The following is a 20,369-nucleotide window of genomic DNA, read 5'->3' as shown; positions in this document are numbered from 1 at the left end:
GCCTGGAGGTTTTTCTGGGGTGTATTCCCGATTTTTTGTGATTTCCGCCATGTTTTAATGAAACGTTGCAGTAGTGTTAACCCTGACAGGGTTTCAAACCCTGTCAGGGTTGTTTTGCCCCGACTCCATGAACGCTTACAAACAATCGGGAATGCACCCGTTTTTCTGTATGTTACCCAAGATATTTGGAAAACCTCTTTTGAATCGAATAATACACGAAGTTTCGCTTGCCGGCTAAATGGAAGCCAGAGCTTCTAACGCAATTACGTTCCCAAGCCGGAGCTTGGGAACGAGCATTTTTGTTTTTCCAAAAATCTAAACTGTTTCCAATAATCGCAGTGTAGGGGCGAAGCATTTGCTGTAAATTGTCATAAATGCGTTCATATCCAAACGGGCAAATGCTTCGCCCCTACTTTTTCAAAAAACTAAAGTGTTACAAAAAGTTGGATTTGTGCACTAAACTTCAAGTATAGTAAAGTATAATAAGGCAATAGAAAATAAAACCTAAATCCTGCAAACAAGGCAAAGCCTTGTTGCAGGAATAGGATTGAAATGGTAGGATTTCCAAGGTATTCGGCGGTATATTGATAACAAAAAACACCTGAAAGGAGATTCACCATTTCGATGAAGAATATAGCAAAAAAATACAGCAAAAGACAACCGAAAATCAAGGCAGAGATGAGCGGGAAAGGCTTAACGGTACATGCAGGGCTTTTACCGGTATTGAATTTTATGGGTAAGCTGATGTTCCGGGAGAGAGTCCATGAAGCGGTCCATAAGGATCGTGGAGCAAATGCCCGGTATCAGTTTGTCGATGCGGTACAAATGGTAGTGATAGGGTTGATAGCAGGGGCGACATCGATGGTAGAGGTGATGAAGGTGTGTACAGATGAGGTATTGAAGAAGATGTCCGGGTGGAAAGAGGTACCTGTAGATACTACGATAGGACGTATTATGAAGCTGGCGAGTCAGGGAGATATAGTGGAACTGACGGGGGTGATCCACCGGTTTAGGGGAAAGATATGGAAGCGTGCGGTGAGATCAGGCCATAAACTCAGGAGTGCTCTTTGCGAAGTATGGATAGATGTTGATTCTACCGTAGATGGTGTATATGGGAAACAGGAGGGTGCAGAGGTAGGATATAATCCGCACAAGAAGGGGCAGAAGGCGTATCATCCCTTAATGGCATTTATTGCAGAAACAAAGGAGGTATTACATAGTTGGTTCCGCTGTGGAAGCGCCTACACGAGTAACGGAGTAGTAGAGTTCATGAAGGAATGTATGGCGTACATGAATAAGGGGGTAAGGGTGGTATTTCGAGGAGACAGCGGTTTTTTTACCGGAGAATTACTTGAATACCTTGAGTCAATATTGGCGGGATATCTGATTAAGGTAAAGCTGAAGAATCTGGAAGGATTGCTTGAAGGGCAGAAATGGAATGAGGTGAAAGGGGAGCCAGGATGGGAACAGGCTGAATTTTGGTATCGATGTGCAGGGTGGGATCGTGCGAGACGTTTTGTGGCAGTGCGGCAATTGGTCAAAAGAGAAAAGAAATTAGTAGAAGTGTCCGTGTATGAGTATTTTTGTTACGTTACAACGGAGCGGTTAAGTCCGATGGAAGCGCATCGTTGTTATGGAAAGAGGGCTACCTGCGAGACTTTGATAGAAGAGAGTAAAGGACAGATGAATGCGGGGCACATACGTACGGGTGAATTTTTGGCCAATGCTGCGCTATTTCAGTGTGCGGTGTTAGCGTATAATCTTTTGAAGTGGATGGGATTGCTCAGTGGTGGAGTGATACAACAGTGGGAAGTAAAGACGATGAGACTGTGGTTAATCCGTGTGGCAGGGAAACTGGTGGAGAGAAGCCGGCAGATGACATTAAAATTGCCGGAGAAATTTCTCCATCAGGAGGAATGGGAAAAGTGGGAACGCATGTCACTGGATGTAGTTTTTCAGTAGAAAACCGACGTTGTATTTCGTTTTTTTAGTCTTTTGAGAGTGGTAAGTATACCGCAGATGGAGACAGTACATCCCTATCTTGATTTTCATTGCATCAGAGAGCACGTTTCCGACAATTTCCCATGTCTTTTTGTTTAAAGTAGTACAATAGCGCTACCACAATTGCTAAAAAACGGATATCTGTTATCGCTTTTTGCCAATCTTGGTAGTGGAAAATACTGGTTTTCGCATTGCGAAAATCGTTTGCAGGATTTAGGTAAAAATTGAAAAATATATTTTACGGTAAATAGTAACAATTTATGTTTTTAAGAAATTCCAATGCTATTGATGTTTGTGCAGTGTATCCATGCGCTAACTATAAGTATTAAGTGGCCAAAAAGGTCCGTTTTGCAAACGCCCTATACATTAATAGTGGAGTATTGATATGAAAAAAGAAGATATTTTAAAGGATATACTAAAATCGCCAGACCTGCCAACATTACCTTCCGTAGCATCAGAAATTATTTCCCTTACATCAAAAGAGGAAACGTCTGTAAAAGAAATAGCAGGTATGTTATCAAAAGACGTTTCGCTTTCTGCGAAAGTATTAAAGATTGCTAATTCTGCCTATTATGGTTTTGCATATAAAATAAGCACCATACAGCAAGCAATATCATGTATCGGAATCAATGCTATAAGGAGCCTGGTTCTTTCCTTTTCATTTCTCTCAATTAAAGGAGGCAATAAGGCGGAATTATTCATGTATGAAGATTTTTTGGTGAAATCTCTTGCTACCGCAGTTGTTGCCAGGTTGATTAAGAATAAAATTGATAATAATGATCTTGAGGAGATATTTATTGCGGGACTTTTAAAAGATATTGGCAAATTAATTATAGCGAGCACACACCCAGAATTATACGATCAGGTCGCTAAAGAGGCGCAAAATAGTAAAAAAAACATTATTGAGATTGAGCAGCAAATTATCGGTATAGACCACGCACAAATAGGCTATGAGATTACAAAGAACTGGTGCTTCCCGGATATATTATCAGTTCCCATTCAACATCACCATTTTCCGGAAAAGAACAAAGGAGATGATAAAAAGGCACAACTTTACACAAATGTTATTTATTTTTCAGGGTTGGTATCCAACATTTTATATTCTAATGAGCCGAATAAATATTATGATACATTTATTAAGGAAATGAAGGTTAATTTGGGTTTTAGCAAGGCAGTAATTGACGATATATTGGATAAAGTTGACCTGGAGGTGGTGCATAATGCAAACTATTTTGGGTTTTATATTAAGAAGCCAAAATCTATTGAGGAGATATTGATTGAAGCAAATACCATTCTCAGTGGAATAAATCTGACGTATGATCAAATGAATAAAGAACTTGTCAATGCAAAAATACAAATGCAGAAAGCGGCCAGGGAGCTTGAGATAAAAAATAAGTGGCTTGAAAGTCTTGCCAATATAGACGGGTTAACGGAAGTATATAATCATCGGTATTTACAAATATTTCTTGAAAGGGAACTTAATAGAACAAAAAGGAAAAAGGGCGTTTTTTGTTTAATCATGCTCGATGTGGATAATTTTAAAAAATTTAACGATAACTATGGCCACCAGGCAGGTGATTTTATTTTAAAGGAATTGTGCGATTTATTGAAAAAGGGAATCAGAACTTATGACATACTCGCCCGCTACGGGGGAGAAGAATTTGCAATAGTCTTGCCTGAATCAGATCTGGAAGGCGCCTTGATTGTTGCAGAGAGACTGCGCCAAAGGGTTGCAGAGCATGTCTTTGCCGATAATAAAGAACAATATAAAGTAACAATAAGCATTGGTGTGGCGGAAACGAAACCATCAATAGATAACTTAAACAGGAGCGGTCTTATTGGACGTGCAGATAAGGCATTATTAGAATCGAAGAAAAATGGCAAAAACAGGATCACCGCCTGTTTGGATAAGAAAAAATGATTCAGTACCTAAGTTGGTATAACCAGAACCAAACATGCGTTAGATAAAAAATTTGAAGTACGAAATACAAAGTCCGAAATAAATTCAAAAATACAAAATCCCAATGAAAAAAACCCGGTTTTGAACAGTTGAAGTTTGGAATTTGCTTCGTATTTCGCATTTCGGATTTCACCATTATGCAGTCGGCAAATTGCAAATTGCAGATTGCCGATTGAGGACTCAGGCTAATGGTGTTCCCCTTCGCTTGCATTGACTTCGAGGGATATTGTTTTTACAAGGGCATTAAGTTCCTGGGCTTGCGCCGTCAATTCTTCTCCTGCCGAAGCAGCCTCTTCTGCAGTTGCGGCATTTTTTGCACTACCTGATCCATCTGCTGAATGCCATTGCTTTGTTCTTCTGAAGCGGAAGCAATCTCATTTATCAGAGCAGCTACCCTTTTAACCTGCGTAACAGAATTTGAGAATACCTCGCGATTATTGGAAGTTTTCAAAAAACTAAAGTATTATAGATAGGTGGGTTTCTTTTTGTTCAAGCATCGAGGTAAACCTTGTGGCCTTGTTTTGCCCTGAAATGTTTTTTGGCATTTCCCTGATTTACTGATATTTCTAAAAACCCCGCACTTCCTATAAACATAAGTGGCATGCCGGTTTTTACATCGGCATAGGTATTACTTAAGCCCTTTATTTTCTCATTGTCTACCGTTAAAATTAGATTGTTTGTGGTTGTTTCTAAATTATCTATGTCTTTTTCTGTGATGTTGGTAATGAGGTTGCCAAAATGGTCAATAGAGAGAATGGTTCCGTTAATCCTTCTGTTTTCTTTTGCAAATACGGGATTTGGCATGTCAATCTGACGGAACTGATTGATTTTCCTGCCTAACTGATCGGGTAAGATGCCAAGTGACAGATGTGCCGCTACCGGTGCGAAGATGTCCCGTCCATGAAAGGTATTGCTTTGCCCCGGCAGGAAAAATTTGGTATTTGTCACACGTGTGATGGTTTTAGTCTTTTCTTTTTGAAGGATAAAACTCAATAAACCATTATCCGGGGCAAGGAACAGGTGTCCTTTGCATTCTGCACAGAGTATGTTTCTTTCACTGCCAACGCCGGGGTCAATAACGGCAATGTGTATAGTTCCTTTTGGAAAATACTGGTAAGAGGTGTACAGTATATATGCCCCGCGAAAAACGTCTTGTGGCGGAATCATATGGCACAGATCGATGATGTTGGCATGCGGATTAATCCCGGCAATCACTCCCTTCATAATGCCGGTATAAGCATCATGAATTCCGAAGTCCGTAAGAAGTGTTATTATCCGTGACCGTTGATTTGCCATGTGGCGTTTGCCGGGTAATTTTGAAAATGGTTTCTCCGCATACCAGGGGGAAAACGCTCCTCTCATTACATGCTTTTGTTAAAGCAGCGATTATCGTTTTCGTCCGTAAATGTTTTCTGCGGTTTTTCCCGGGTAATCAGTTATTGTTTCTGTTTTTCAGCATTGACGGGGATTTCTTCTTTAAAAAAGAAGGGACAATACTTCCAGCAATTTATGTCAACAATGCGATATTGTCCACAACACTTCGGGCAAAGCCAGTCTCCCAGTCCAATACAGAGACGTTCGCCAATATGCTGGCTGCATTTATTACAAGGTATCATTGTTTAAACGCTTTAAAAATAGTGAAGGATAATACAAGGCTAATATCTAAAATGTTACAAAATGTTACAAAAAACATGCTAAAATCAAACTATCTGAAATACAAGGATTTTTTAAATTAACATTTTCATCGCTATCATATCATGTTGTAGGGAAATAGTACGTAATATTTTAGTAACACTTTAGCTTTTTGAAAAAGCAGGGGCGAAGCATTTGATGTAAACTGTCATAAATGCGTTCATACCCAAACGGGCAAATGCTTTGACCCTACACGGCGAGTATTGGAATTTTTAAAAAAACTAAAGTGTTACAATGTTTTTGTAGAGTAACAGAATATGACCATAGAATCTGTCATTCAGGGGCAATTAGAAAGAATTACCTATCGCAACGAAGATACGGGATACACTATTGCCAAAATGAAGGTAAATAATCATAAGGAGGTCATTACCTTTATCGGCAACCTGGCATCGGTTACTGAAGGCGAAACAGTAAATCTTCGGGGGCATTGGTATTGTCATCCGAAATATGGAGAACAATTTAAAGTGAGTTCTTACGAACCGGTGACCCCCGCAACTGCAAAGGGTATTGAAAAATACCTTGGTTCAGGGCTTATTAAAGGCATTGGGACGGTAATGGCAAAAAGAATCGTGTCCCGCTTTGGAGTGGCCTCACTTGATATTATTGAACATTCAATAGAACAGCTAAAACAGGTGGAAGGCATTGGAGAAAAGCGCATTGCGATGATCAAAACCGCATGGACGGAACAAAAAGAAGTAAAGGAGGTAATGCTTTTTCTTCAAAGCAACGGAGTAAGCTCTGCATATGCGGCAAAGATATTTAAACAGTACGGCAGGGAATCTGTCCGTATTGTAAAAGAGAACCCGTACCGGCTGGCAATGGAAGTATTTGGTATCGGGTTTATTACCGCAGATAAAATTGCTGAAAATATGGGCATTGCGAAGGACTCAATATTGCGTGCTGAAGCGGGCATTTTGTATGTTCTGAAAAAATTATTAAACGAAGGCCATGTGTACTATCCTTACGAATTATTGACGGAGGAATGCAGGAAGGTGCTTGAGGTAGAACGCGACCTTATTATCCGTGCATTTGGAACCATTGCGTTTGAGAAGAGGATAGTAATTGAAGACTGTAATGAAAATGATGAAATAACGGCCAATAACAAGGCGATATATCTTGCAAAATGTTATGTATCGGAAAAGGGAATAGCGGAAATGCTCAATGACCTGATGCAAAAGGAAAAACGGATGTATCTGATGGGTATGGATACCTCTGTTGATTGGGTTCAGAAAGAGTTTGGTATTTACCTTGCGGAAAAACAACTCCTGGCGGTAAAAGGGGCGATAGATAAAAAGGTATTTGTCATTACAGGAGGACCTGGTACGGGTAAGACCACGATTATAAAAACAATTATCAGAATTTATGAGAAATCAGGGTTTAGTGTAATATTAGCTGCGCCAACGGGCAGGGCGGCGAAGAGAATGTTTGAGATGACGGGACATGAGGCGAAAACGCTTCATAGATTATTGGAGATAAACCCACAGGAAGGGGGTTTCAGGAAAAATGAGAGAAATCCACTGGACGCAAATGTAATTATCGTGGATGAAGTATCAATGGTGGATACGATACTTATGTACCATTTTTTGAAGGCTGTCCGGAAGGATGCAACCCTGATCCTCGTCGGTGATGTAAATCAGCTTCCCTCGATAGGGGCGGGAAATGTTTTAAATGATATCATAACGTCTGGTGTTGTGCCTTACGTTCATCTCAATGAGATCTTTCGTCAGGCGAAAGAAAGCGTTGTGGTGATGAATGCTCATCGGATAAACAGCGGATATATGCCGGTGCTTACTTTTGAAAAAGACAGACTTCAGGATTTTTATTTTATTCAGCTTGAAGACCCTGAAAAAATAATAAACGAAATCGTTTCGTTATGTAAAGAACGGATTCCCGGCAGATTTCAGTTTGATGCTATTAAGGATATCCAGGTGTTAACGGCAATGAATAAGGGGGTATTGGGGGTACATCATTTAAATAACACCCTTCAAAATGCCCTCAATAAATCTCCTGTTGAATTAATAAAAGGCACAAGACAATTTAAAAAACATGATAAGGTTATGCAAATAGTAAATAACTATGAAAAAGATGTATATAATGGTGATATAGGGTTCATTGTTGATATAGATGATGAATATCAGGAAATTACCGTAAATTATGACGGAGGGGAGGTTGTATATGATTACAAAGAACTCGATGAAATAGTGCTGGCGTATGCGGTATCGATTCATAAATCCCAGGGGAGTGAGTACCCTGTTGTTATACTGCCTGTTCATATGCAACATTATATGCTCTTGCAAAGAAATCTTTTGTATACAGGAATAACCAGGGGAAGGAAATTGGTGGTGTTAATAGGTACAAAAAAGGCATTGGCAATCGCAGTAAAAAATGACAAACCATGTAAAAGATATACGTATTTAAAAAGAAGGCTGGTAGAGGTATTTAATGCTGAACAGGGGACAGTCTAAAATATTGCCTTTGTCCTTTTGATCGTTTAGTTGTAACTTTTCAATAAGTTGATGTTTTTATAATAATGTAAAACTTTGTAACACTTTAGTTTTTTGAAAAAGCAAAAACGCTCGTTCCCAAGCTCCGGCTTGGGAACGCAATTGCATTGGAAGCTCTCGCTTCCCTTTGGTAAGCATATTCGGTTCAAAGTTAAAGGGATTAGCATCCCCCCTTGCCCCCCTACTGGGAGATTTAACGATTTAACGAAGCATGAAATAGATTTTCAAATATATGGATAGCATGGTTTTATTCTTTTTTCCATGCGAAGCCGGAGCTTCTCAAACAATCACATTCCCAAGCTGGAGCTTGGGAACGAGAGCGAATGCTGAACAGGGGACAGTGTAAAATATTGCTTTTGTCCTTTTGATAACTTCTCAATAAGTTGATGTTTTTATAATAATTTCTACAGTCCACAGTCTGCAATTTGCCGACTGCCGATTGCACAGTCTCAACTTATTGAGAAATTACGTTTAGTTTGCCTGTTCAAGTTGTTGTATAAGTTTGTTTATGCCGGTAGCCTGGTCTTGTTGCGGATCGAGTTTTATGCTTTCTTTAAGATGAAATAATGCCGCATGTTTGTCTTTTTTGTGTTTCAGCAGCAGAGCGCCCAGATTCATATGGGCGTTTGCGTAATCGGGTTTGATTTTTACGGCAGTTTGAAATGCATGAATGGCATTGTCAAATTGCTGCCTGTCGTTATAGAGGATGCCAAGTCCGTTATGGGCCTTTGCGTGATTTGGTTCCATAGAAATCGCAGTCAGGAATTCACGTTCCGCCAGATCCATAGCGCCCTTTCGGTAATATGCGATGCCAAGGTTACTGTGTGCGTCAGGGTAATAATGATTTATTGAGATTGCTTTGGTAAATTCCCGGATTGCTTCATCTAATATTCTTTCTTTGGTATATATTACCCCTAAATTATTATGTGCTTGTGTGTGTTGTGGATATATTTCAATACTTTTTTTGTAACAGGCAATTGCATCTTCATAAAGACGCATTTTGTCATAATAAATGCCAAGGTTATTAAAAAGGTCGGCGTCGTTCGGGTCTATTTTTAACGCCTTTTTGTATTCTTCAAAAGCGGCGCTGTTAATGTCCATTTTTTCATAGGCATTTCCCAGGTTAATGTGACTTCTCGCACTGTTCGGTGAAACAGTAAGTGTTTTTGACCATAAGCGTAACCCATCCTTCCAATCCGTGTTTCTCCGAAGCGTTAAATATGCGCTTCCTGACAAAAGAAAAAAGAGCGCCGGAAGCAGCGTCAGCGAAATAGGGAAAGTTGTAGTGAATGTAAAAGGTTTTCTGACGGTGTTCCGTTCATGATAAGAAGATAAAAAGGAGGCGCTCTTAGTCAACAAAATCCCAAATGCCATGCAAATACCGGCACAAGGAACATATAAATACCTTTCTGCCATAACATTGCCCAATGGGATAATATTCATTACGGGGGATAAGGTAATGAAAAACCACACAATGCAAAAGAAAATATAGTTATTTCTTTGTTTTGTACGAAATGCAAGTATTCCCGTTGCCGTTAAAAGCAGTGCGTATATCCAGAAGGATATTTTCGCAATGGATGTTGAAACAGGAATCACATAATCCACATTTAAAGGAAAGGGAAGGAAGAGTAATTTTATATAATATGCCAATACGTGGGTCATGGTAAGAAAGCTGGAGAAAGGATTCTTTAATGGCGATTGTATTTCTGATTCCAAAGGATTGTGGAGAAAGTAAAAGCGGATTGAGAGATAGAAAAGAGAAATCAGCAGGTAGCCGCTATAATAGCGATAAAAACCTGATTTTAGATAAGAGAGGCGTAATGATATGGATGGGTTTATTGGTTGCACACTCCCGTTGTTTTGACGTCCTGCCAACAGTGTATTTTTTAGTAAAAACGGTGGGAAAACAAGGTCGTGTAAAATAATTAATACCGGTAAAGTAATCGCCATTTCTTTGGAGAAAAGTCCAAAAAAATAACAGAGTAAAGATAATGAGTAATGAATGAAATATTTGTCTTTGCGGGATTTTAAAAAAAAGAGAAAGCCCGATATCATAAATAGAAACGCAAACAGATCCTCCCGAAACCCGATTGCGTTTACGGATTCTGATAAGAGGGGATATGAAGAAAACAGTAATGCCGACACAAAAGCAGTTAGCCGTTTTTTCAGCAGTTGAAAACAAAAGAGAAAGAAGAATACACAGTTTGCCGAATGGATTAAAACATTGGTAAGGTGGTAGCCGGCAGGGTTGGATTTCCAGAAGGTAAAATCAACAAAATAAGAGAGGGTGACTACCGGACGATACGTTAATTCAGCGGAAAGAGAAAAATATTTGCCTGTAAAAATATCCGGAAAGTTATGCCAGTGCCGTATGAAATAATTATCGACTATCGTTGATTGATCATCATACACAAAGGAATTGTGCAGACAATTCAAATAAACGACAAATGAGTAAAACAAGAGCGCCAGTGAGCAATATATGCAAAAATATTTTTTCAAAATGAGAGAGTGCCTGTTCCAATGGTTATTGCGAATAATCTTTTCTGCTTATCATTGTGTGGTAAAACGACGGGGAGGGGATGGTGTTCCCCCCTTTTCTTTGTGGCGATATTAAAGCAAAAACAGTGAAAATGCAAAATGAAAAATGCAAATTGCACAGAGAGAAGGCAGCATGACAGGACGATTCTTAAGCGGGTTTCAGCATATACTTGTTAGGTGGTAAAATAATAACAAGTGTTGCGTCAAGATGATAAATGTGATAATTTTCGATTTATGAATACAATCGATTTAAGGAAAAAGAAACATTCAATTGATGAATTATTGACTATGGCAAGATCTGAACCATTAATGATTTGCGACAAAGATGGGAAAAATTATGTCCTGGAGGAAATTGATGAGTTTGAGAAAGAGGTAAAAGAACTCGGTAGTAGTAAGAAGTTCATGGAATTTCTAGATGAAAGATCGAAGGAAAGAGAAACTATCCCTATCTCATCTATAACGAAAAAGCTAGGAATATAAACCGTCTAAACGGTTTGTGAGATTGCTTCGGAAAAAGCCCTCGCAATGACAAGCTCTTAACCACGGAATACCTAGCGCGGCCTTTGGCCGCAACCAAAAAGGTGATTTTTAGTTTATTATAAAGTATAGTAGTATCCTCGTAAATAGTAATCAGACAATTTGGAGGACACTACTTATGAATAAGTTGATGGAATTATATCGAGACAGGATCGTGGGTGCAATAAGCGGTCTGGACAGGATTCGTTTTCGCGGGACATTGCGGTGGTTGGCCAGTGAGCGTGGGATGGGAACATTCATGAACCAAGCGAGAATTCTGCTTAAGGATTTTTCCGGTTGGGTCAATGGGCTTACGGCACAGGTGCGAGACAGTTGTGAATCGCGGGCGAAAGATTTGGGTATCGAGGTGTGGTATTTGATGAGCAACGGTGTTGATAAGGAGAAGTTGGCTCGCCAGATCGCGGCGGATAAGAGGATTACGGAAGGTTCCATCTGCCTGTTGAGTGTGGTAGAGCCTTGTATTGCGCCGATGGTCAAGGGCAACAAGGCCAGCAAGAAGCTCGAGTTGGTAATGGCGCCCCGCAAGTGTGTCTTTGTGTATCATTATTTTAACGATCCAGTGTTTGGTTTTGGTCATGTTCGTATCCAGAGTTGGGCGCCGTTTAATATTTTCATTTGTCTCAATGGTCGTCATTGGCTGGAGCGGCAACTTCAGAAGCAAGGTATTGATTATGTTAAGGACGGCAACTGTTTTGTGCGTATAGAGGATATTGCGGCTGCGCAGGTTCTGCTCCATGAGCAGCTTAAGACTGACTGGGCGAAGCTGCTGAACGGGCTTGCGTTGGGCAGTTGCCCGGCATTGTCGCAGATTCTTCGTCCGTTGGAACCGGAGTATTACTGGTCTGCGGATGAGACGGAGTGGGCGACGGACATCATGTTTAAATCGGTTGAGGCATTGGAGGAGTTGTTTCCATCGTTTGTTCATCATGCGATGCGGGTTTGCGACAGTTCTTCGGTGATGAAGTATTTGGGTAGGCGTAACCTTGCAGGCGCTGCCCCTGATGAGGTTATCAGCGACTATCGAAGACGCTATGAAGGTATACGGGTCAAGCACAGTGTGAATTATAATTCAGTGAAGATGTATAACAAGAGCGGTAGTCTCTTGCGTATTGAGACAACGATCAATAATACGCGGGACTTTAAGGTCTTTCGGAGTCCCAATGATGATGAAGGCAAACCGGCGTCATGGCAGAAGATGCGTAAGGGCGTAAGCGATCTTCATCGACGGTGTGAGGTGAGCCAACAATGCAATGATCGTTATGGGGATGCTTTGGCGGCGGCTCAGGTAGAGGAGAAACTGAAAGAAGTGGTGAGCAGCGCTTGTAACAAGGTTGTCAAAGAGGGCAAGAGGTATCGAGGTTTGAATCCCTGGCAGCAGGATGATTACCAGATGCTGATGTTCCTGTCCAAAGGCGAAAACGCGATAAATGGATTCCGCAACCATGATTTGCGTAAGTGGCTTTACCGGGAATCCGAACAATCCGGCAAGGATCAGCAAAAGAAATATTCCGGACGAACGACCCGACGGATAAAGATGCTGCGGGCACACGGTCTAATCCGCAAAGTTCCGAGGGCCAACCGCTATGTTTTGACGGAGAAAGGCCAGAAGTTCTCTTGTTCACTGATGACCGCTTCAGCCCTTGATATTAAAGCACTTACGGAAATGGCGGCATGAAAAACACGCATAAAAAACAAGAAATTGATGGATAGTAGTACGGAAGCTTGTAATGACAAAATCAACCCTGGCAACGACAAAATAAGTCATCAGTCATCATGTTGCGTTAACAACACCTGGAAACGATGAAAATGGTTTTATAGCCATTTCATGTTGTGGTATATGTACTTAAGTTGTTTTTTGTAGTTTTATTTTCGAACCGATCGTACAATTTTATTGATTAACAGCGTAAAGCGGCTGGAAATAAATTTACATGCCTGAATGTGCGGTATGAAATGAGATATGAATAATTATGTTAATAATGGTATTGAATGGCTGGTGAACGGTGGATTAACCGATGCGTTAAGCGAAATATTTAATACTATTCATCGGGATGATCAATATGAAATGGTACGTAATGGACATTTCAGGAGGGTTTTGAAATATACTAATAGTCATGAATCGTATTATATAAAACACTATAAGGCAAAGGGCAGTATCGACAGGTTTAAATCGTTGTTTGCTCAGTCAAAGGCTAAAAGGGAGTGGAATCAGGGTTTTTTATTGCTGAAAAACGGTTTTCATACCGCAGAACCAGTAGCTATGGGAGAAACACGTAGTTGCGGAATACTCCGGGATTGTTACATAATTTCAAAAACAATTCCAAACAGCATTGCAGTAAAAGCCCTTTTGCTTGAGTTAATAAAGACTCCGGCGGGCGTAATACAAAAAAAGGAGGTGTTGCGAAACCTTATACTCTTTGTAAAAAATATGCATGACGCCGGGATTTTACACGGAGAACTTCACGCTGAGAATATATTGGTTGACGTCAATGATTTTGCGCTGTTTTATTTAATAGATATTGGCCGTGCCAGGTGCGGGAAAAAAACGACATTGCCTGCCAGAAAGAAGGAATTGTCCCGATTATTGTATTCCATTAAAGATGTATGCACAAATGACGAGATAATTGAATTGGCGCGTTGTTACGGAACTTTTGATCCTAAAGAAATATTAGAGAGCGTAGGTGCTACGAAATACCGTATATGGCGCAGCAGGGCGGGAAAATGTTTAAAGAAAAATAATATATTTACCATAATAAAAAAGGGCGGTTACAGAATAAACATGAGAGCGGAGTGGGACGCAGATACACTGCTTGCCCTCATTGAAAAGCATAATGATTCATTGCGCGATAGGCAGGAGAATGTTATTAAAAATTCTCATAAAACAGGGATTACCCTTGTTTTCTGCCCTGATGAAAAAATCAAAGGTGTGTGCGTAAAAGAATACCGTTATCCAGCTTTGTTAAAAAGAGGCGTTTATTCCCTCATTCATTCCCCTGCGCGAAAGGCATGGCTTGCCTCTCATGGGCTTTTAGCGCTAAAACTTCTGACTCCTCAACCGATTGCGCTTTGCGAAAGCAGGAAGTATGGCATTCTGGAGAAAAGCTTTCTTGTGACGGAGAATGCATCCGGGAATTTGCCGTGTAATCAATATGTAACGGAAAAATTAAATAGGGCGCATGGCAAACCGGTTTTTAGAAAAAAAAGAAGGTTTGTTTCAAGTCTGGCGGAGTCTTTTAGGAAATTGCACGATTTGGGGGTATATCACGCTGATCTGAAGGCAAATAATATCCTGGTGAATGAATTGCCTGATGCCTGGAATTTTTATTACCTTGACCTCGACAGGGTTTACTTTAACGGAAGAATTACGCGTGATGAACGCATTAGAAATTTGTCTCAAATAAATGCATCGATGCCAGATTGTTTGACATACACGGACAGATTACGGTTTTACAGGGCGTATATGAAGGGAAAGAAGATTAATAATGCTGATAAAGAAATTATACGGGGAATTATTAAGGCCAGCATAGCAAGAAAACACTTATGGCCGCCGCAGGCAAAGGTCTTAAAGTAGCTATCATAGTTATGGAAACAAAAAGAGTCTATTTTTTAATACAGGAATGGGAACACCCTGCAAGCAGATACAGGGTGTTGCAGTATCTTCCCTACTTAAATGAAGCACATATAGCATATACAGTATCACTTTTCCCCGGTTCGTTCTGGCAATGGATGAAATTGTTTTCTCAAATGAATGGTTATGATGTATTGTATGTCCAGAAAAAGAGGCTGTGGTATTGGCAACTTTGGTATCTGAAGAGAAAGTGCATCAAAATAATATATGATTTTGACGATGCGGTGATGTACAAAAGCCCGGTAGATGGACGCCGAAGATCGTTTAAAAGACAGCGGACATTTGCCAGAATGGTGCGGTTTGCCGATTCTGTAATTGCAGGCAATTCGTATCTGAAATCAAAGGCATTGCCTTACAATAATAACGTAACTATTATCCCTACTGCAATAGATACGGGCAAGTATTCGGTCAGGAATTATGATACCAGGAAGGAAAAGATAACCATAGGATGGATCGGAAGCAAGTCATCGCTTCCGTTCATACAGGAATTGACGCCTGCTTTTGATAAGTTGGCAGAACAGAATAAATCGCTGGAACTGAAGATTATTTGCAACGAATTTATTGATTGCAAAACAATGCCTGTACACAAAAAGATATGGGCAATTGAAGACGAAAATGCTGATTTACAAGGCATTGATATAGGCTTGGCGCCTTTGCCGAATCATGAATGGACAAGGGGCAAGTGCGCTACAAAGCTGCTTCAATATTTCGCAGTGGGCGTTCCCGTAGTATGTTCACCGGTGGGAGTTCACAGTGAGATTGTTGAGGAAGGCGTGAGCGGCATGTTTGCTTCAAGTGTTGATGAGTGGGCAGAGAAGATAAAATGCCTGGCCGATGATGCGGCGCTGAGAAGGCGTATGGGGCTGGCAGGGAGAAAGACATTAGATGCCGGATATTCATTACAGGCGAATGCGCCGAAATTTATAAATGTTATCAGGGGTGTTTAACGTAATAGAGGGTGGAAAAGTTTCCACTGCGAAATAACGGTATTTAAAATACACAAAAGCATTGATTATGAAAATTCTCTACCTGTATTCTGATCACAAGTGGACGGGGCCTTCGCAGCCTATTGTTGAGTTGTGTAATTATATGAGCAAAAAGGCCGACGTTATGTTGTTGACGAGTGTGCCTAAAATTCCGGATACAGGCTTGATTTTTCATGTGGAATCCGGCAGGGTAAAAACGGTACAAACCCTTGCTAAGCGCGGTGGGATTGGCGCAATGATGAGAAACAGACGTGTGGCAAAGCAGGTTGTTCAACAATTTGATCCTGACATCATTCATTTCTTTCGTGATAGAGACCTTGCTGTGCACCTGGGGAGTTCGCATAAGGCGGTAAAAATATTTACCGATTTCAATGTTACTCCGCCCGGTTTTTTGAAAAAAACAATTTGCAAAAAGGCGGATGTTTTCACGGTATTTAGCCTTAAATTAAGAGATATGCTGCAGAACGATTTCAGGAAGGTAGTTTGTTTAAAACCGTGGCTGGATATTCATCAAATACCAAAAAAACCAAAAAATATCAGGCCGGAATTTGGTTTAAATGATGATGATTTTGTGGTTGGCCTTGTCATGAGAGTGCAGCATCACAGAAAATTTGAACTGGTTGTTGAAGTCGTTAAAATAATAAAGGAATCCGGTAAAAATATTAAGTTTTTACTGCTGGGAAGGGGCCCTAATCTGAATAAACTGGCGGTAATGCCGGTTAAGAAAAATAAATTAGAGGATAGTGTGATTTTCGGCGGGTACAAGAGACTGGATTACTGGGACGCCGTACATTGCTTTGACGTAATGTTTTATACGGTTGCCGGTTCTGATGGAACAGCGAGGGCTTTAAGGCAATGTCAGGTGTTGGGGAAACCTGCTATCTGTCTAAAGAGAGATTTTGTTGAGGAAATCGTCCATGACGGTATTGATGGGTTTGTGGCGGGAGATGATCCAAAGGAAATTGCAGAAAGATTACTTGCCTTATTTTCTCAAAAAGATATGCTTTTTGAATTTTCAAAACGCTCTGCCGCTCAGGGGCGTAAATATGATCTGGAGAATGTTGGCGGCGAAATATACGCATTATATGAAGAATGTATAAAGAGCACCAGGCCATAAATAGTAAGAAGGATAGTTTTCTATGCATTACAAAAAAAGTGTAATCTGTGCTTATGGCAAATAAAAAACCTCTGGTTTCTGTTATTATGCCTACCTATAACTGTGCGGTTTATTTACAGGAATCAATTGAATCAGTTCTTGCACAGACATACGATGCGTATGAAGTTGTTGTGATTGATGATGGTTCTACTGACAACACGAAGCTGGTATTGAAGCCTTATATGGAAAAGATAAAGTATATTGATTTAGGGCGCAATGAAGGGCTTCCAACGGCAAGAAATCTGGGCATTCAGTCGGCGAAGGGAGAGTATGTCGCATTCCTTGATGCCGATGATATTTGGATGCCGGAGAAACTGGAGATGTCAATTGACCAATTCATGAAAAATCCTGATGCTGGAATGGTATATTCAAAACATATAAATATAGACTCAAAAAGCCAGTTTCTGGAAGGAAAGATCAGGAGAAGATTGCCATCTGGCAATATCTTCACTCAATTATTCTTTGAACAAAATTTTATAATATGTTCTTCCGTTGTGGTTCGTAAAGAGGTGTTTAATAAAACGGCTTTATTTGATTCTGGACTGGTAAATTGCCAGGATTGGGACATGTGGCTGAGAATCGCATTCTATTACAAAGCGATTGGCATAGACGTTCCGCTGGTGAAATACAGGCATAGTGCCAAATCTCTAAGTAAAAACCGCAATAATGTCCTGAAATATCAGAAAGTGATCATTGATAAGATATATACTATGTTTAAAGACAGTGAGAACGGCATTAACGAAAAAATGTATAAAAAACGTTTAGCCGCACATTATGCTAAAATCGGCAGACATTATACGCGAATGGGCGATAAAGTTGTGGCAAGGGAAAATTTTCGCCTTTCGTTGAAAATGGATCCGATTAATATCAGAACCTTGAGATACTACTTGTTTCATTCATGAATGACCTGTGTATTATTATTGTCAACTGGAACACAAAAGACCTGTTGTTGAAATGCATTGCATCCGTTTATGAATCTGATACAGATTGTAGTATTAAAATTTGTGTCGTGGATAACGGATCGAAAGATGACAGTGTTGTGGCGGTGCGTAACAGGTATTCCGGAGTGCATATTATAGAGAACAGGGAAAACAAGGGGTTTGCCGCTGCGGTGAATCAGGCAATAACGGCTATTTCCCCAAAATATTATGTATTGCTTAATACAGATGCGATTTTAGAAAAAAATACGTTGCGGATATTGCATGCTTTTATGGAATCCCATAATGATGCGGGAATTGCCGGTGTTCAACTATTAAAACTAAACGGTATGAAACAAAACAGTTTTGATAATTATCCAACCCTGGCATCTGAGTTATTGAATAAAAGTTTCTTGCGATGGTTGTTTCCTGATAAATACCTGAGTAAGAAACGCGTCATCACGCAGCCCGTCGAAATAGAATCAGTTATAGGGGCATGTATTATGGTAAGGAATGAGGCAATAAAAAAAGTCGGTACATTGGATGAGAGATATTTTTTCTTTCTTGAAGAGACTGACTGGTGCTATCGCATGAAAAATGCAGGGTGGAGAGTGTGGCATGTCCCCGACGCCAGGGTGATTCATCTGGGGGGAGAGAGCAAGAGAAAAGCGCCGTGGCAATCGCAAATTGAGTATTGCCGGTCATTGTATCTTTTTTTTAAAAAGAATTATTCCCGTGATGTTTACGTTACCTTCAGAATATTGTATGTTATGAAGATTTTATTCAATTTAATCATCAATAGCGCGGGGAACGGCATTGTTATGTTTCTTAGCAGGAAGTTGAGATACCGGTTGACAATATATTGCAGGCTTTTTCAATGGCATGTATTGTTATGTCCTGATTGGATGGGATTACGGTCGGCAAAACCAGGTAAATAAGAATTATTTTAACACTTTGGTTTTTTGAAAAAGCAGGGGGCGAAGCATTTGCCCGTTTGGGTATTAACGTATTTATGACCATTTACAGCAAATGCTTCGCCCCTACTTTTTGATTGTTGGAATTTTTCAAAAAACTAAAGTGTAACGAATTATTAAGGAATAGGCGGGCAAAACTACTATTGATGAATACGAAAAATAGTAAAATAAGTCAGGTATCAGAGTATGCATTTATTACGTATTTTTTTATTTTAACATTTTTTCCTTTCGGCGCTGATGTCATTAAGATGATGTGTTTGGTGACCATGGTTGGATGCCTGGCGTATCAGATGGTGCTTGAGAAACGGATTATCTTTGAGAAAACAGCGCTTAACATACCCATACTGGTATTTTTTATTTATCTGATAATAGCATCAATTTTTTCAAAAAATACAAAGTATTGTTTCGAAACACTCCTGCACGACTATGTCCCGTACTTCATCATCTTTTTTTGTATGGTCAATACAATACACAGTATTGAACAAGTGAAACGCATAATAAAGGCAATGCTTATTACCTGTGGGCTGGTATGTGCATATGGTTTGTATGGGTATTATACGGGAATTGCCGCAAGAGATGACAGGTTAATTGCTACATTTAAGTATCACTCAAGGATTGCAAAATATATTTCATTGTTCCTGCCGATTGCTATTTGTCTGTTTTTTTATTACAGAAGCATATTTGTTAGGTTTTGGCTTGGATGTCTTGTTTTTGTAAGCGGATATGCAATAGTTCTGACGATGAGCAGGGCAAGCTGGTTCGCAAATATGGTTGCTGTGATTTATATAGCGTTCATGTTGAAAAAAAAGTACTTGCTCATTGCGATAATTGCTATGTGTCCTTTATTGTTTGTGCTTTTGCCATCGAAATATTCCATGCACGCCAAAACCATCACACAATATGATAAATTCTTTTCGTCGAACAAGATTCTTGGAGAAAGGTTGATGTGCTGGAAGGCGTCGATTGCGATTATTCTTGATCATCCGTTGCTGGGGATCGGGCCAGGAAAAAGAAACTTCAGGGATATATATGAAACATACAGAAAGGAGATTAGAGAAAAAGAAAAGAAATCTCTTGGGGATATTCCTGCGAAGACTATTAAGAAGAAAAAAGTGCAAAAGGTTGAAAGTCTTTCGCATGCGCATAATATTATACTGCATATGTGGGTGGAAACGGGGATATTTGGATTAGCGATCTTCCTATGGATGTTTACCATAATATTTTATAGAACAATAAAAGCGATAAAATCAATTGCAGAAAATAGATTCGAAAAAATGCTGCTTGTAGGTGTTTCAGCCGGTCTTGTTTCGCTGATTTCCCACGGATTAACTGATATTTTCTGGAAAACCCCTGAATCCTTATTTCTTTGGCAGGTTATCGGGGTGTTGTTCCTTATTATTCAATTAGAGGGAAACAGAAAAAGAAAGGATATTTTAAGCAGTCATTCAGGGAATAGCTAATGCTATGCTTGCCAATTAA

General features: G+C 39.9%; 14 protein-coding genes. 11 read left to right on the top strand and 3 right to left on the bottom strand.

Annotated features, from left to right (window positions below):
• The first annotated feature begins 624 nt into the window (after positions 1-624).
• Entirely contained in the window at positions 625-1,962 is a 1,338-nt protein-coding gene (locus KSMBR1_RS01925) for an IS1380-like element ISCku8 family transposase (protein ID WP_099323544.1), read from the top strand.
• Positions 1,963-2,386: 424 nt separating this feature from the next.
• Positions 2,387-3,922 (top strand): sensor domain-containing diguanylate cyclase, encoded by a 1,536-nt coding sequence (locus KSMBR1_RS01920; protein ID WP_099323814.1) that lies wholly within the window; start codon positions 2,387-2,389, stop codon positions 3,920-3,922.
• 304 nt (positions 3,923-4,226) lie between these two features.
• Here KSMBR1_RS01920 and KSMBR1_RS01915 read toward each other — a convergent pair whose 3' ends face one another.
• Both KSMBR1_RS01915 and KSMBR1_RS01910 read right to left on the bottom strand, forming a co-directional pair.
• Positions 4,227-4,412, bottom strand: coding sequence for a hypothetical protein (locus KSMBR1_RS01915; RefSeq protein WP_099323813.1), 186 nt, complete (start codon positions 4,410-4,412; stop codon positions 4,227-4,229).
• A 38-nt stretch (positions 4,413-4,450) separates the two neighbouring features.
• Positions 4,451-5,323: an SAM hydrolase/SAM-dependent halogenase family protein gene (locus KSMBR1_RS01910; protein WP_099323812.1), complete on the bottom strand. Its 873-nt coding sequence runs from the start codon at positions 5,321-5,323 to the stop codon at positions 4,451-4,453.
• Between the two features lie 587 nt (positions 5,324-5,910).
• On the opposite strand from KSMBR1_RS01910, the gene recD2 reads away from it, so the two are divergent.
• Complete coding sequence (recD2, locus tag KSMBR1_RS01900) at positions 5,911-8,118, top strand: SF1B family DNA helicase RecD2 (protein ID WP_099323810.1); 2,208 nt, start codon at positions 5,911-5,913, stop codon at positions 8,116-8,118.
• Between the two features lie 510 nt (positions 8,119-8,628).
• Here recD2 and KSMBR1_RS01895 read toward each other — a convergent pair.
• Complete coding sequence (locus tag KSMBR1_RS01895; protein ID WP_099323809.1) at positions 8,629-10,656, bottom strand: tetratricopeptide repeat protein; 2,028 nt, start codon at positions 10,654-10,656, stop codon at positions 8,629-8,631.
• 273 nt (positions 10,657-10,929) lie between these two features.
• Here KSMBR1_RS01895 and KSMBR1_RS01890 point away from each other — a divergent pair, with 273 nt between their 5' ends.
• From KSMBR1_RS01890 to KSMBR1_RS01855, 8 genes are all read left to right on the top strand, one after another.
• Positions 10,930-11,175 (top strand): hypothetical protein, encoded by a 246-nt coding sequence (locus KSMBR1_RS01890; protein WP_099323808.1) that lies wholly within the window; start codon positions 10,930-10,932, stop codon positions 11,173-11,175.
• A 175-nt stretch (positions 11,176-11,350) separates the two neighbouring features.
• Positions 11,351-12,907, top strand: coding sequence for a hypothetical protein (locus KSMBR1_RS01885; RefSeq protein ID WP_099323807.1), 1,557 nt, complete (start codon positions 11,351-11,353; stop codon positions 12,905-12,907).
• Positions 12,908-13,189: 282 nt separating this feature from the next.
• Complete coding sequence (locus KSMBR1_RS01880; RefSeq protein ID WP_099323806.1) at positions 13,190-14,800, top strand: lipopolysaccharide kinase InaA family protein; 1,611 nt, start codon at positions 13,190-13,192, stop codon at positions 14,798-14,800.
• The gene (locus KSMBR1_RS01875; protein ID WP_099323805.1) at positions 14,770-15,804 is read left to right on the top strand and encodes a glycosyltransferase family 4 protein; all 1,035 of its coding nucleotides are present in this window, start codon (positions 14,770-14,772) and stop codon (positions 15,802-15,804) included. The genes KSMBR1_RS01880 and KSMBR1_RS01875 overlap by 31 nt, the downstream gene beginning before the upstream one ends.
• A 67-nt stretch (positions 15,805-15,871) precedes the next feature.
• Complete coding sequence (locus tag KSMBR1_RS01870; RefSeq protein WP_099323804.1) at positions 15,872-16,960, top strand: glycosyltransferase family 4 protein; 1,089 nt, start codon at positions 15,872-15,874, stop codon at positions 16,958-16,960.
• A 53-nt stretch (positions 16,961-17,013) separates the two neighbouring features.
• The gene (locus KSMBR1_RS01865) at positions 17,014-17,901 is read left to right on the top strand and encodes a glycosyltransferase family 2 protein (RefSeq protein WP_157820313.1); all 888 of its coding nucleotides are present in this window, start codon (positions 17,014-17,016) and stop codon (positions 17,899-17,901) included.
• Positions 17,898-18,854 carry a glycosyltransferase family 2 protein gene (locus KSMBR1_RS01860; RefSeq protein WP_099323802.1) on the top strand — a complete coding sequence of 319 codons (957 nt, stop codon included), beginning with the start codon at positions 17,898-17,900 and terminating at the stop codon, positions 18,852-18,854. Before KSMBR1_RS01865 ends, KSMBR1_RS01860 begins: the two co-directional genes overlap by 4 nt.
• A 182-nt stretch (positions 18,855-19,036) precedes the next feature.
• On the top strand, positions 19,037-20,350 hold the full coding sequence (locus tag KSMBR1_RS01855) for an O-antigen ligase family protein (RefSeq protein ID WP_099323801.1): 1,314 nt from the start codon (positions 19,037-19,039) through the stop codon (positions 20,348-20,350).
• The last annotated feature ends 19 nt before the right edge of the window (positions 20,351-20,369 follow it).

The sequence above is a fragment of the Candidatus Kuenenia stuttgartiensis genome (assembly GCF_900232105.1).
In the GTDB taxonomy this organism is placed as follows: domain Bacteria; phylum Planctomycetota; class Brocadiia; order Brocadiales; family Brocadiaceae; genus Kuenenia; species Kuenenia stuttgartiensis_A.
The sequence above is the reverse complement of the archived record's forward strand: the minus strand, read 5'-3'. Positions and strand labels throughout refer to the sequence as shown.

Excerpts from the sequence above, each read along its gene's own strand:
- KSMBR1_RS01925 (WP_099323544.1), top strand. The coding sequence starts at position 625 with ATGAAGAATATAGCAAAAAAATACAGCAAAAGACAACCGAAAATCAAG.
- KSMBR1_RS01920 (WP_099323814.1), top strand. The coding sequence starts at position 2,387 with ATGAAAAAAGAAGATATTTTAAAGGATATACTAAAATCGCCAGACCTG.
- KSMBR1_RS01910 (WP_099323812.1), bottom strand. The coding sequence starts at position 5,323 with ATGAGAGGAGCGTTTTCCCCCTGGTATGCGGAGAAACCATTTTCAAAA.
- recD2 (WP_099323810.1), top strand. The coding sequence starts at position 5,911 with ATGACCATAGAATCTGTCATTCAGGGGCAATTAGAAAGAATTACCTAT.
- KSMBR1_RS01890 (WP_099323808.1), top strand. The coding sequence starts at position 10,930 with ATGAATACAATCGATTTAAGGAAAAAGAAACATTCAATTGATGAATTA.
- KSMBR1_RS01885 (WP_099323807.1), top strand. The coding sequence starts at position 11,351 with ATGAATAAGTTGATGGAATTATATCGAGACAGGATCGTGGGTGCAATA.
- KSMBR1_RS01880 (WP_099323806.1), top strand. The coding sequence starts at position 13,190 with ATGAATAATTATGTTAATAATGGTATTGAATGGCTGGTGAACGGTGGA.
- KSMBR1_RS01875 (WP_099323805.1), top strand. The coding sequence starts at position 14,770 with ATGGCCGCCGCAGGCAAAGGTCTTAAAGTAGCTATCATAGTTATGGAA.
- KSMBR1_RS01870 (WP_099323804.1), top strand. The coding sequence starts at position 15,872 with ATGAAAATTCTCTACCTGTATTCTGATCACAAGTGGACGGGGCCTTCG.
- KSMBR1_RS01865 (WP_157820313.1), top strand. The coding sequence starts at position 17,014 with ATGGCAAATAAAAAACCTCTGGTTTCTGTTATTATGCCTACCTATAAC.
- KSMBR1_RS01860 (WP_099323802.1), top strand. The coding sequence starts at position 17,898 with ATGAATGACCTGTGTATTATTATTGTCAACTGGAACACAAAAGACCTG.
- KSMBR1_RS01855 (WP_099323801.1), top strand. The coding sequence starts at position 19,037 with ATGAATACGAAAAATAGTAAAATAAGTCAGGTATCAGAGTATGCATTT.